Annotated in this window: 10 protein-coding genes; all 10 read right to left on the reverse strand. The window is 36.0% G+C overall.

Annotated features, from left to right (window positions below; all coding sequences use genetic code 11):
* On the reverse strand, nt 1–2,412 hold a 2,412-nt coding region (locus tag H5R88_RS03430; RefSeq protein ID WP_182600244.1), incomplete at its 3' end, for a serine-rich glycoprotein adhesin.
* Between the two features lie 373 nt (nt 2,413–2,785).
* On the reverse strand, nt 2,786–2,971 hold the full coding sequence (locus H5R88_RS03435) for a hypothetical protein (RefSeq protein WP_182578882.1): 186 nt from the start codon (nt 2,969–2,971) through the stop codon (nt 2,786–2,788).
* The gene (gene gtfB / locus H5R88_RS03440; RefSeq protein WP_182600245.1) at nt 2,964–4,295 is read right to left on the reverse strand and encodes an accessory Sec system glycosylation chaperone GtfB; all 1,332 of its coding nucleotides are present in this window, start codon (nt 4,293–4,295) and stop codon (nt 2,964–2,966) included. The genes H5R88_RS03435 and gtfB overlap by 8 nt, the downstream gene beginning before the upstream one ends.
* The gene (gene gtfA, locus H5R88_RS03445) at nt 4,288–5,829 is read right to left on the reverse strand and encodes an accessory Sec system glycosyltransferase GtfA (protein WP_182600246.1); all 1,542 of its coding nucleotides are present in this window, start codon (nt 5,827–5,829) and stop codon (nt 4,288–4,290) included. Before gtfA ends, gtfB begins: the two co-directional genes overlap by 8 nt.
* Nucleotides 5,830–5,851: 22 nt before the next feature.
* A complete protein-coding gene (gene secA2 / locus H5R88_RS03450; RefSeq protein WP_182600247.1) occupies nt 5,852–8,233 on the reverse strand; it encodes an accessory Sec system translocase SecA2 in 2,382 nt (793 codons plus the stop codon).
* Nucleotides 8,214–9,092: an accessory Sec system protein Asp3 gene (gene asp3 / locus H5R88_RS03455; protein ID WP_182578878.1), complete on the reverse strand. Its 879-nt coding sequence runs from the start codon at nt 9,090–9,092 to the stop codon at nt 8,214–8,216. The genes secA2 and asp3 overlap by 20 nt, the downstream gene beginning before the upstream one ends.
* 11 nt (nt 9,093–9,103) lie before the next feature.
* Nucleotides 9,104–10,603, reverse strand: coding sequence for an accessory Sec system protein Asp2 (gene asp2, locus H5R88_RS03460; RefSeq protein ID WP_182600248.1), 1,500 nt, complete (start codon nt 10,601–10,603; stop codon nt 9,104–9,106).
* Entirely contained in the window at nt 10,600–12,090 is a 1,491-nt protein-coding gene (gene asp1 / locus H5R88_RS03465; protein WP_182600249.1) for an accessory Sec system protein Asp1, read from the reverse strand. Before asp1 ends, asp2 begins: the two co-directional genes overlap by 4 nt.
* A 4-nt stretch (nt 12,091–12,094) precedes the next feature.
* Nucleotides 12,095–13,288 (reverse strand): accessory Sec system protein translocase subunit SecY2, encoded by a 1,194-nt coding sequence (gene secY2 / locus H5R88_RS03470; RefSeq protein WP_182600250.1) that lies wholly within the window; start codon nt 13,286–13,288, stop codon nt 12,095–12,097.
* Nucleotides 13,289–14,033: 745 nt separating this feature from the next.
* On the reverse strand, nt 14,034–14,529 hold a 496-nt coding region (locus tag H5R88_RS03475), incomplete at its 5' end, for an LPXTG cell wall anchor domain-containing protein (RefSeq protein ID WP_182600251.1).

The raw sequence follows: 14,529 nt of genomic DNA on the forward strand, positions 1-14,529 counted from the left end.
TTCACTTGCACTTACTGAAGCACTTGTTGATTCGCTGGCACTTACTGATGCGGAAGTGGATTCACTCGCACTTACTGATGCGCTAGTTGATTCACTCGCACTTACTGAGGCACTAGTTGATTCGCTAGCACTTACTGAAGCACTAGTGGATTCACTGCCACTTACTGAGGCACTTGTGGATTCGCTGGCACTTACTGATGCTGAAGTTGATTCACTTGCGCTTACTGAGGCACTAGTTGATTCGCTAGCACTTACTGATGCACTAGTTGATTCACTGGCACTTACTGAAGCACTTGTGGATTCGCTGGCGCTTACTGAAGCACTTGTGGATTCACTCGCACTTACTGATGCGGAAGTGGATTCACTGGCACTTACTGATGCACTAGTTGATTCAGATGCACTTACTGAAGCACTAGTTGATTCACTGGTACTTACTGATGCACTTGTGGATTCGCTAGCACTTACTGATGCTGAAGTTGATTCACTTGCGCTTACTGATGCACTTGTGGATTCGCTAGCACTTACTGAGGCACTGGTGGATTCGCTAGCACTTACTGATGCGGAAGTTGATTCACTCGCACTTACTGATGCACTAGTTGATTCAGATGCGCTTACTGAATCACTGTTACTTAGTGATTCACTAATTGATTCACTAGTTGATTCGCTGGCGCTTACTGAGGCACTTGTGGATTCACTGGCACTCACTGAACCACTGGTTGATTCACTGGTACTTACTGATTCCCAAGTAGATTCACTCACACTTGCTGATTCACTAGTGGATTCGCTGGTACTTATTGAACCACTGGTTGATTCACTTGCACTTACTGAGCCACTATGTGATTGGCTTGTGCTAATACTGTTCGATTGACTTACACTTACTGAGCCACTATGCGATTGGCTTGTGCTAATACTATGCGATTGACTTGTGCTAAATGAACCATTATCAATATATGCATCTTGAGGGCTCCGCTGAGTAAGCTCTGGATTAGTATAATCAAATTCCTGCTGAGGTAATGATACAGGCGTTGGAGTTCCATCCGCTGCTATAACAGTTAAACTATTCATACTACCAGTATCAGCATACCCATATGAACCATAGGCATCAGAAGCAAGAGTAATAGTTGGTGTATACGTAGTACTTGGATGATTAAGATTTAATACGTATTGACCGGCTGGTATTTCATTACCAGCACCAGAATTAATATAGTCAATAAGTGTTTGATGGTTACCAAAGTATAATTGATCACCAGGGAATCCTTGTCCAGTTAAAGCAAAACTTGTTTCAGTACCACCGTCTAACTCATTAATAACATGAACAATAACGGTTTGCTCAACTGGGCCGACTTCCATAACCGTTGTAGTTGGTGCCCATAAATAGGTACTTTCCCTAATTATACTTGTAGCGCCGGTATCACTATTATAAATTTCAAGTGAAGCAGTAACTAATTCTCCCTGACGACCTGCACTTGTTAGGGAAGCCGAGTTAACGGCTATTGAATCGTTAGCAACATAAGATATCGATGACGGTACTTGACTAATACCACTTTCAACGGTCAGTCCCCAATCACCTTCAGAAACCGCCCAGCCAGATGGTAACTCACTTGAGATATCTTGGTACCACTTCTGCCAATCAATTTCTGTAGCAATACCATCACTGTTTCTAGCAACACTAACACTAGCAGTAAAACTTTGTGCAGCATAAGGAGTAGCTGCCATAAGATTTACAGGTATAAATTCATTACCTGTCGTAGTACTAATCCCGTTCGTCGAAGTGTACCAATTATCCTCAACACCATTCTCTACCATTGAAGAACTTGTCGAGTTTGTACCACTTGTACTACTGGTGTTAGAAGTTGAATCGGAAGTACTAGTTAAGTTCGACGTACTATTTGAATCGGAAGTACTAGTTGAGTTCGACGTACTATTTGAACCAGAAGTACTGGTTGAGTTCGACGTACTATTTGAACCGGAAGTACTGGTTGAATTCGACGTACTATTTGAACCAGAAGTACTAGTTGAGTGGCTAGTCGTTGAATTAGAAGCCGATGTACTGTTATTTGAGGTACTTGCTGTGGATTGAGTACTGTTAGAACCAACAACTGAACTTTGCTCATCAGTAACTGTAGCAGCATGTACAGTCGTCGCCGTAACACCAGTACCAGCAACGCCAACACCAAGCATCGTCGCTAACGCTGTCATTCCTTTCATATACGATTCAGTAGTATTGGATAACTTATCACTATCTAATTCATCAATATTAGTTAAGTTATCAGGACGAACCTCTTCCTTACTACTAAAAGCGAACATTTGGAAGAAACGAGTAAGACAACTAACCCATCCTTTATGGGTCTTATACATTCTTACTCGGCTAGCGTTTTCTTCCTTATCAATTTTTTTGTTATTCCTTGACATAATTGAAGAAACTACCTCCCTAAATTATAGTTTTCTCCACAAAATAAATACTATTACCAAAAAATATAAATCCTTAGAGAAAGCCTAATTAATATTGCAATATTAATAAGGGATCCACTGATCCTGTGCCTTAAGACAGGATCAGTGTAATTTTAACCTTATCTTTAACTATGATAAATCAATCAGTATTTTTGTCAATATTATTTCTACTCTTTAACTCAATATAAATTTTCTCTATCAATATAGATAGCAATTCAAATCACTCTTTTATCGAGGTATAAAATCGATTACAATTTTCTTCTGCAAAAAATATTTAAAAAGTTCCTCCTATATCATCTAACTTCCAGATAATTAGGGGGAACTTTTTATACTATTAAAATAAAGTCGATAACATTATCACTAAAACGATAAGAAAAATTATTATCATTATAAATTGCTGCCAACTGAAATGATGCGGCTGTTTTGCATAAGGCTTACGTTGTTCTTTTTCTACCTTGTGAAGCCGTTTTAAAGCATGTTGCTCCACTAAAGTTTTATCTTTTTTTTCATTTTCACTCATTAATCAAAGCCCCAAGCACTTTCTTGTAATCTTCAATCTTCATATCACTAGCTACTAACCGTTGTTCATCAATTAATTTTTTCATCTTCCTAGGCTGAACTAATGCTGTTAAGACCTGCTGAGCCATCCCCGTTGTATTATTAGGATCAAAAATATTTTCTGCTGCCACCAGCTGTGGTTGGTGCAAAGTATTCTTAAAGCCTAAAATTAACATATTCTGCTCAAATGCCCCTCGAACAGAATCCAATATTTCATTGCCATGATTAATATCAAAATAAATATCACAATCATTAATTAGTTGCTTAACACGGTTAGGCTTTACCACTGGATACAAATCAACATTAGGGTAATCCTGAAAGGCCATTAATTTACTTGACATCTCAGTAATTGCTGCAATATTAAAATGAACATTCGGTAACATCTTAACCAAGTCATCAAGATGTTCAATCTGATCTGAGTTAGTAAATATTAACGCATTTGCTCGTAACTGATTGCTTCGTGGATGCGGATAAATAATCCCTAAATACCGGAAGTCCACATTACCGGTATCTTCTGGTAAAAATTCAACTCGTCGTTGCCAATCTTCAAAGCGTTGAAAAACAATATGTTTAACCCGCGTCTTATTTTCCATTACAAACTTCATATTACCAGGCAAGTCTTTACCAATTGCTTCATGCCAGAAAATAGTATCCTCTCCATCCGGCTTCAATCGTAATACTACTGCTAACGATTTATTTAGCGTATTAATAAAGACATGGTTTAAATTATAATGACGAACATTTAGGTAGTAACAAACAAAATCAACATAACTAGCGAAATGACGCTGTTCCAAACCCGTATGTAAAAATAAATCATCAGCTATTAGGTTCCAAGTGAGGACCAATCGCCCACGATTATCAAAATACTTTCGTGATACTGCCCTTCCAGAACTATAGATCGTTTTTGCAAAACGCTGTCCATGCTGGTCATAATGATCAACCCAGGCAACTTTACCATAAGAATCTAACCACTGAACCTCTTTTACCAACCGACTATTATTAGTAGCACTAAAAAAGATATTAGCACGGCGACGATTCATATCAAATACAGAAGCTTTGGAACCATTTGCATCAATTCGCCAAAAGTCAGGTACTGGTAATTGGTCAAAGTATAACGGCTTCTTATTACCGCCTAGTTTACAAAAATATTGAATTGGTGAATCGATATTTTCTGGTAAGAATCCATCATCATACATTGCAACCGTTGGAATCTTAATCTTGGCAATCACCTGTGAACGCAGGAAATCCAAGGACGGACGGTCAAAACGTTCAAACAAATTAATCATTAGATAATTCCTCCAATACTTTCTTCCAACTTTTAGCCACATTTTCTGTTAGGTATGGCTTAGCAAGTTTATATGAATGGTTACTAAATTTGGTTAGCTTACCATCATCACTAAAGAGTTTGACAATCGCTTTACTTAAACTTTCATACTTTCTCTGATCAGCCCACTCTTCATTATATGGAAGGAGATATCCATTTTTGCCATCCTCAATAAATGTCTGGTTACCGTATGGAACATCAAAACCAATCATTGGCAACCCAGCTCCAACGGCTTCCAACAGGCTCAGACCAAATCCTTCGCTAGTAGACGCCGCCACATATGCTGAATATTTAGGATAAATATCATTTAGATTACGTTGTCCCATTAAATGAATATAAGTTTCAGCATGATTAGCCTTGATTAACTGTTCTAGACGTGATCGTTCTGCCCCTTGCCCATAAATATCTAGACTAATATCGTTTATTTTTTTGTGAGCCTCAATAACGGCCTTAACTAGCCAATCAACATGCTTTTCTACCGCTAACCGGGAGGCAGTAATAATCGAGTGTGGCTTTCGCTCTTTCTTAGGTACTGTCAGTTGTGGTAGGCTCCCTACCGGAATTACATCAATTCGTGGATTAGCATGTCGATAGTGCTTTTGTTGTTTAGCAAGTAGTTCTTTTTGTTTTTCAGTTGCTACGATATAACTTGCTACATTATCTGTATGAGTAAATTGATATTCATAGAAGTTATTCCATAAAATATTCTGCTTACTAGTAAAGTGAGGATCATAGTGATCAGCATGTACAACTACAATCAACTTAGCAGGGTGATAATTCTCAAAAATAATCTGTCCGTTATTAAGTTGTTTATCTTCATCCATCCGATCAAGAATTACAAAATCATCATCCTGTAATTTTAATTCCTTTATCATTTCAGCATAAAGAGCATTTTTGGAATAATACATCCGTTGATTTGGAAATTCATACATTTCTTTACCATTGTCAAGATATTGAGTATAAGCAAGACTACCATCTTCATTAAAAAATTCCCGATAAGTAACGTGATTATCCTTAGCAGTTCCAGCATAATATTCACTAGCATATTTAACATAAGAATAAAAATCACGTTTTACCATTTGTTGATTATAAACATATGAAACTTGGTCAATCGTTTCTTTATCTTTATCATGCATTCGGACCACAATTATAAGATTTTCTTGAGCTAAAATGTACTGACATTCCTTACCATTGTCACTTACTATTTTTTTATGCTCACGATTCTGAAGATTTAGATCATTGACTAACTGGTCAAGTGGATAATCAGAAGGGGCAATCTTAACATCAGTAAAAAAGTTATAAAGCCAAATAATTTGGTCATCAGTAAATCCAATATTTTTAGTTAAGTCCTCAATATTATTGGCTAAAATTAAGTCAGAAAAAATAAATTTTGCGGGTATTTTCATCGTACGAAATGCTTTAGCACGATAAGCCTGAGCATACTCCACTCCACTACTAGCCCAACCAATTCCTAGGTTAATATTATAAACAGTCATTAGTTTCCTCCCTACTTTACTTTTAATTAAATGATACGATAAGTTGTTGCTTCTCATTAATACCAATTGTGCTTAACAGCAATTTATTAATTGTATTAATTTTAACTTCACGAAGCATTTGTTCAAATTGATTAAAAGCCCGTACCTGATAGATGTATCCAGGATCCCGACCCATGGCTCCCCACCCATCAATATAAGCCTTTAGTTTCGTTAAGTAATCAACTTGGTCGGTCCATCCCTCATCCATCGCTGCTAATAAAGCCTTTCGATAAAATCTATTTAATTGTTCCTCATTTATTAGCTGTACTCTTTTTTGAGTCAATATTTGATTACTTAATTTTTTTAGAAATTCCTTTAATTGCTTTGGATTACTTAATATTGGTTGTGGAATTTCAATATCATTATAAGTGAAGTGCCGATTAATCATATTATGAATTTCATTTAATGATTTCTGTGAATTACGCTTTAATAATTCATCAATTCCTTCATCAATCCATCGCTGAACTGTCTGTTCTAAATTTTTACTAGTTATGACATGTTCACGAATTTCATGAAAACTTTTCCGTTGCAGTTTCATCGTCGTTTCATACTTATTCGTTTGTTTCCGAGCCTCTTCTGCATTACTGCTTACACGATTTTGAAGCATCAGCAGGCTAAAACGAATACGAGGTCCATGCAATTGAATAATGGGCTTACCATCGTTCTTTTTGGCAATTAAATGACGATAATAATTCTTAAACCGAGCTGTACTTGCTTGTGAAATATACTTATCTTCAAGTGAGATATAGAATTGACTTGTTCCAGGATCACCTTGTCGCCCAGCACGTCCCGCAAGTTGGAGTTTTACACGTTCAGATAACATTTCGGTCCCAATAACAGCTAGTCCACCTTTTTCTTTGACACCTTTTCCAAGTTTAATATCTGTTCCTCGTCCCGCCATATTAGTTGCAACAGTGACAGCGCCTTGTTGTCCCGCCTCCCTAATCATTGCTGCTTCCCGCGATTCATTAAAGGCATTCAGAACATTATGAACTATTCCATGATTAAGTAATAATTCTGATATAATTTCAGAATTTTCAACTGAACCAGCTACTAATAAAACAGGACGTCCTATCTTATGGAAGGCAATCGTTTGATTAATTGCCGCCATCAATTTATCAGCAGTAGTTACAAAAATTTTGTCTGGTAAGTCCCTTCGAATAACCGGCTTATTAGTTGGAATTTGAATAACCTTCATATTATAAACATTAATAAATTCTTCTTCGCTAACCTTAACGGTTCCACTCATTCCGGAAACCTTATTAAATAACCCAAAAAGGCTTGGAAAAGTGATCGAGGCAGCGGTCCGTTGGTTTTCAGTTAAATCAACATGCTCCTTCTGCTCAATTGCTTGGTGCAATCCTGTACTAACTTTTATTCCTTTCTTTAACCGCCCATCGGCTTCATCAAGTAAAACTACTTTACCGTCTGTGACCAAATAATCATGCCCATTTTTCAGAAAGAAATGGGCTCGCAGAGCAAGAGCAATATGGCGATATATTTCACGACTACTAGCATCATATAGATTGTTAATCCGAAAATAAGCTTCGGCCTTCCGTACCCCATGATAAGTAAGCCAAACGGCATTATCCCTTCTTTTTAATCGATAATCACGTTTGGGAATTAGTGAAGTAACAAAATCATCTGCTGCTTGATAAAGATTTGATAAAACAGTCGGACTGTTAGCTACAACGAATGGTGATTCTGCTTCATCTAATAGTACTTCATCTACTTCATCAATAACGGCATAATTAAATGGTCGTAAATACTGATTTGCTTTTTCTGTTTCCAAATTATTAAATAAGAAATCAAATGCAAGACCACTAGCCGTTGTATAAATAATATCAGAATTGTACCAACTTCTTTTTTCTGCTGCCGATATTTTCTTTTCCGATTGTCCCTTTGAATCTGAGAGCTTACGAAATGCTGTACTTACCGTTAAGCCAAGCCATTCATAAACAGGTGCTAGCTGAGTCTCATCACGTTCCGCAAGATAACCGTTAGGAGTAACCAGCATTGCACCCTTTCCTTCAAGCGCATTTAAGTATAAAGGCATCGTGGCAGTTAGAGTCTTTCCTTCACCAGTTTTCATTTCCGCAATGTATCCCTTATGGAGCACAATTGCCCCCATCACCTGGACATCATATGGGAATAGCCCTAATATTCGATAATCAGCCTCACGAACTGTTGCGTAAGCGCGTGGAAGAATCTGTTCTAACGTCTTTCCCTTGGCTAATTGTTCTCGTAAAATTGCTGTTTGATTTTGCAGCTCTTCATCACTCATTGCGCGCATTCGATCACGCCATCGATTTACCCTATTTAATAATACTCGAACACGATGTTTTTCAATTTGATCGAGTAGCACGAATATCCCCCTCTTTCCAGAAGCGTCTTATTTGATTAGCCATGAATGACCAATCAATGTTATTTAAATTCAAATTATTATATAGTTGACTATCTTCCATTAACCTAAAGTCCTCACTTAGGCCAAGCCGCGTGGAAGGAAACTCCTGATGAAGTTCGTTGGCAAGTTGATCAAGTTTAGGACTAATACTGATCAAATTGAAATCTGGACTAATGTTATCTAGATACTCTTTCAAAACCCAACTTGCTCGTCCCTGGGCCTGCCATGAAATGTTTACAATTTGAACTGGAATATCATCATAAAAAAGCTGCTTATCCAGCGTAACCTGTCGACTACGCTTATTATCAAGTACAAGAACCAAATTAGTAGGATATAAAGAAGCATTCATTTTACTATGAATCCAAATATCTTTATTAACATCTTTTGAAAGGTTACTGTTACAAATTTCCAACCGATCAAAACTAATTGAGATATTGCCACTATTTATTAGTTCAATATCATAGGAAACAGCATTCTCAGGAAAAACAAACTCTTTAGTTTTTGATCGAAAATCAATTTTTTTAATTTTTTCACCCTGAACATCAAAAAAAACAATCCGTATAATGACGCTATTATTAGGATTAAAATCAGCATGAATATTTATTCGGTAACGTCGCCCATTAGTTAAAATTGGTAATTTAGGAACCTGCTTGGTCGCTTGATAATTACTACTTGAGTGCCATGCAGTAATTATCTTACCAGATGGCATTAACCGATTCACAAATTCAACATGATTATTATTTGCTATTTTAAGATTACTGCCAAACATATATGTATCAAGCATTGATTCCCAATAAACCTGATTTACTAAATTCTTCATCTTACTAATTGTTAAACCTTTCTGCCAAAATTATTTTGTAAAACTTGTCCAAGACGTGCAAACATCCAATGCATAACTTCAGGATCATCATTATGTCGCCCATGATATCCCTTTACCACAAGCTGTCGCGAATTAGCGATTGCTTTGCTGTTACTCATCTCTTTCACCGCTTGATTATCATAGTCATCTTCCATCATATAGCCAATAAAAAATCTGGTATTTGAAAGATCATTGCGGTCAAATTGTTCCCAAAATTGTTTATCTAACAATTTTAGATGTTCACTATCTAATTCCGGTACAAGGGTATTATCGATATCATAAATCGTATCAAAGGAATCAGGCCTTTCCAGTCGCCCACGATTTGCAACTAATCCTAAATTACAAATTGGCTTGGCAACACTAATCATATAGGCTTGAAGTTCTGCCCCTAGTTTTATCGCTGGATATGTTCCCATTGAAATACCACTCATTATTAATTGGTCTTTAGTAAAGCCAAGTTTTTTTAGGGTTTCAACAATTACTTGTTTAATCTGTCTTTCAATTGATTCCCCAACATAAAAGCTCCCAAGCGATTGCCGCATATCAGTAAATAAAATTGTTGGCGTATGCAACTTTCTAAAAAGGGGATAAGCTTCAAAACCTTCCAAGCCCCGAGCACCTGAAAAATATACGTTTAACGGTGGCTTTAGATCGCCAGGATTAAAGTAGTAAGCAATATCTTCACGATTTTTTTCATCGATAAGCCGTTGCCCACCAGCAATAAATTCTCCATATCCTTCGCGAGCCCAACGAGAATGTAAAACTCCTAAGGTAAGCTGCCCAGTTCCTTTAACTTCAACAACAACTGACGCAAAACGGGCATCACTACTTACTCCTATGGGAAGTATTTTCTCCTTCATCGAGTCAGTTTTGACAATAATGGACTTATTAGGATCACCATCGCCTCCTCTTTCCTGAATGAAAAGGCGCAATTGTACTTGAAGATCTCCTCTTTTTTTCATCTCTAACCATAATTTAACTAACCGATTAGGGTCAATATAGAGGTTCTGCATATAGGTTCCAATGGGTAACCATGAGTCCTTACTATTAATCTGCATTCTTAAATGAGTCGAATCCAAATATTCAAATCCATTTAAATTTTCAGGTTTCAATATAAGGCGTTGAGGACTAATCCGCAATCCAGATTGCCCGAAGAAATAGCGTAACGTTAAATGATCAATTAAAGCTTGCGGTTCTTCATCAATTTTAAGTGCCGCTTGGCAACGAAGAAAATGCTTGCAGGCTTTACTAAGTTCACTTTTTATAGATGGCAAGTAAAGAACACTATACGGGGGTGTTAGCCACTGAAGTTTTTCCCATTCCTTCGCAGTTAATGTATCCCCCCCTGTAATTATAACTACATCATAACGTTGCTTCTTTTTTTCGGAAAATTTATTAAATTTCCAATTTATATCCTCAGGAATTTGATACTGTTTAGACCAATCGGTTGGTCCAAGCTGTAAGACATTCATTTCTGTACCTTTCTTTCTAATATTGCTTGCCATTTTGCAAAAATATTATCTTCCGAGTAATGATTCATAACTTTAACATTATGAACAAGTGATTCATTCCAATGCTTTAATGAATCTAAGTAATAACTAACAAATTCACTAATATTACTAATCTCATCACAAACTATGCCATTTTTATGATCCATTACCTCTATACTTTCAAAATTTTGAATTATCGGAATCCCAACTGAAATTCCAGCAATTTCCATAAATTGATCATTCTTATTCCAAATAATAAGTGTTCTTATCTTATCTAGGGCCCTTAAAACCTCGGCAGTGCTTGTGAGACGCTTTACCTTTATTGAAAGTAATGGTGGAATATCTTCCTTTTCAATTTGATTTTCTCCGGGGTCTATTTCATTCATTGAAAGAATAAATTCTCCCGAATGTTTTTGATGCAATTCACGAATAACCTGATTAGCCATTGAACTCTTCTCAATGCTATAAGCAAAAATATGTACCGCCTCATCTAATGGATTAGCAATTAACCGAGGATAAAGCTGTTCAAGCATTTCAGCTAATTCATCATGACTCATATTTTCTGCAAAAATAGCAATTCGTTGCTGAGAAAGCCGTTGACTATGTCCTAATTTAAACTGAGACTGAAAAAGCGGAATTACTTCTCCATTTGAAATATAATTGAATCGCTGTAATAACTCCTGACTATCAAAAACAACCTTAGATGTAATTTTATCCGGTAATTGTTCAGAATATTGGTGCCAATGACTTATTGAGTAAATTGGATGGTACTTTTGGTATATGTCTATGGGAATTGACATATGGTCGTCTAAGGTCACTATTAAATTATCCGTACTTTTTAATTCTGACAGAAATTGTTCCTGCATCACCTCAATAAGTAAATCCTGCATATGGGCATACTCGCTGTGACGACAAAATGGAAAGACACTATTATTAATAATAACGTGATCCGTCTCTTTGTTACGCTTAAAACGCCAAACACCACTGGGGCTAAAATAGGTCTCAACCCCCTCATGTTCTTCACTGGAAATGAATCCACGACTATCCATCAGTAACCGACGATCAATGTTACCATCCTTAAAATAGGCGATACTATGAATTTTACTTTGTGTATCAAAAGTTATTTTTGCGTATACCTTTCCTTTAACAACAACAAAGAGCCGGAAGTTAGTATAATCAAATATAGCTCCATCCGGCCAATCAAAATCTAAATAATCTACAACCTGATTTTCAAATCCCTTTACATCTTGAAGATAATCAAAGAGTGAAAAAATTTTGTCAGGAGCCAAGGCTATTTGACTGAGTTGGGTCGTCAATTGTGGTAAATAATCCATTATTACCAGGCCAACTCTTCGTTGATGATGCTGAAATACCTTCATATGACTAACCGTATCATCAAATTGAATTTCTGGCGTGCTATATGCCCAGTCAACAAGCTGTTTATGCCATGCAGGAACTAAATAATCCATTTAATTACACTTCCTTTTTTGCTAATTTTTCATACTTTTGTGGAAAAAGAAGGATCAAAAAGACATCTTTAATCCCACTCATAAACATAACCACCATAACAGCATTCAACGGAATTATCGCAAACCCCGCAAATTTACCCAAAAGTTTAGAACCAACTAATCCCATTGACAATTGCAAGGCATTAATAAGTGCTCCAGGTAAAGATGCAAAAATTAAACGCTTAGTCAAATATTTTTGTGTTGGTTTCCCTGGCCGGACATTAAGAACATAGTTATTACTATTTCTTAGCTGCTTTGCCTTATCATGGGGATTGAACAACATAAACGCAAAAAAATAAAAAAGTACAAAAGCTAAAATACCACTAAGTGTAGCATCAAAATAAAGATTAGCAAAAATAGATTTAGGCCCAAGAAAATTACCGGCTATTGTTGGTAACATCAACAATGACATCCCAATCATATAAGTCATCATAGCTCCCGTATTTAACCCAATTGGAAGTATAACTGGTCTTTCTTTGCTTGATAACGATGTATTTATTATCGTTACAGGATAGTATGCATGACTAAAAGCTGTCCAAAATACAATTTCAAAAATTACAAGAATTCCCAAAAGTACATACCAAAGGTTGGAATAAGGCAAAGTACCTAAATTCTTAAAAGTACGAATTATGGTTGGTAATGATAATGTAATAATATTAAATAGCACAATGGTAACTGTCCCACCAATTCCAAAACGCATATTCATAAAACCAAGCCAAACAACAAATAAACTCCCAGCAGTTAAAATAAGTACAACAATAAATGTATCTCTCAATCCACTCGTCAAATGCATGGTAACTGTTAATACAGTGGCCTGAATGACCGTAAAAATTGCTGTTAAAATTTGCTGAAGAGCCATTACCTGGTTGTTTGAAAGCGTATCAATCCCAAATATCCGTATCATTGTTAATAACTGTAAAATTAACATTGCAATCATTAATGGATTTAGCCCAATCATAAATAGAGACAAGTGCATTAAATTTGCTCCACTCATAAAACTAATTAAGGTAATTGGCGTATCGTTTAATAATTGATGAAATTGCCGAGTTACCTTAGCAATCGGTACTGGAATTGATGTCCCAAACATATAAACAAATAATATAAACAGTGTGTTTCTAATTCGTCTTAACAGGTTTCGTATTTGTACCTTCCTAGTCACTTTTTAACTCCTTACAGTATCCAAATTTAAAATAAAATATTATCTTTAGAATTAATCTTTATTATACATTAATATAATTTTACGTTACATTGAATTATATGAATTTCCTTTAATAAAGGAGCATAGAACTAATTGAATATTTAATTATCCATCATTACTTAATTAAAGTAATTTCACTAATGTTATCGTAATAAAATATACTTCTTAAGTATCTCAAGTAGTTAATTTGTTGTGATCGTTCTCAAACAAATATACATGATGAAATAAAGTAAGAGACCGTTAACCATCGGATAGGTTATTCGATAGTTAACGGCTTCATTCAACTACCCATATTCTACAAAGTTTTTAATTAGATTAGCTATACCTTTCACATTATTATTCATCAACATTTCATATTAGTAGGTAAATTATTATCTTATCCTTTTTCTCAGTCCCACAATTACATCGCACTTAGATAATGATTTTATAGAAAATCAAATAATTCACTTCACTGAATACATACTACCATCAAGACACTTTTGCAAATCTATGACCGATTGACAAAACTGATTAATATCATTTAGTAATAAAATTTCTGCTCTTTTTTATCAGAATTTTTTGATAAAGAGCCCATAAATAGGCCCCCAGCGTTCGGCATTACCGGGCACTGGAGGCCTATTTATACTTGTGGGCGTGAAGACGAAGTTATAAATAACTTCTGTCATCCTTCCCTTTATTTTTGATTAAGTCGTAATTTATATACTAACTATTTTTTCTTGGTGATTCTAGCAAGTCCAAACATACTAATAAGTCCAGATAATGCTAATCCTGCAACGCTTAAACTACGATTATTATTATTACCAGTTTGTGGTAATTTTTTAGCCACTAACTGTGCTGACTTTTCAGTCGGTACAGAAGCAACAGTTGTAGCTGAAATATCATCATTAGCAACTTTGGCAGCAGTTGTTGGTTGAGGCTCTACTAATTGAGGTTGAGTTGCTTGTGATTGCGTATTAGTTGTTTCCGAAATAGTAGAATCATCTTGGGAAGCAGGTAATGTTGGTTGAGTTTCTGGTGTTCCAGATACCGCACCAGTATATGTTGGTAATGCATCTTGAGTAAGATCCGCACCATTTGTTTCCCGTTCATCACCTGTATAGGTAGGCAATTCTGGTTCTGTTAATGGGGTTCCAGATACCGCACCAGTATATGTTGGTAATGCATCTTGAGTAAGATCCGCACCATTTGTTTCCCGTTCATCA

The sequence above is a fragment of the Limosilactobacillus agrestis genome (assembly GCF_014145585.1).
Lineage (GTDB): Bacteria > Bacillota > Bacilli > Lactobacillales > Lactobacillaceae > Limosilactobacillus > Limosilactobacillus agrestis.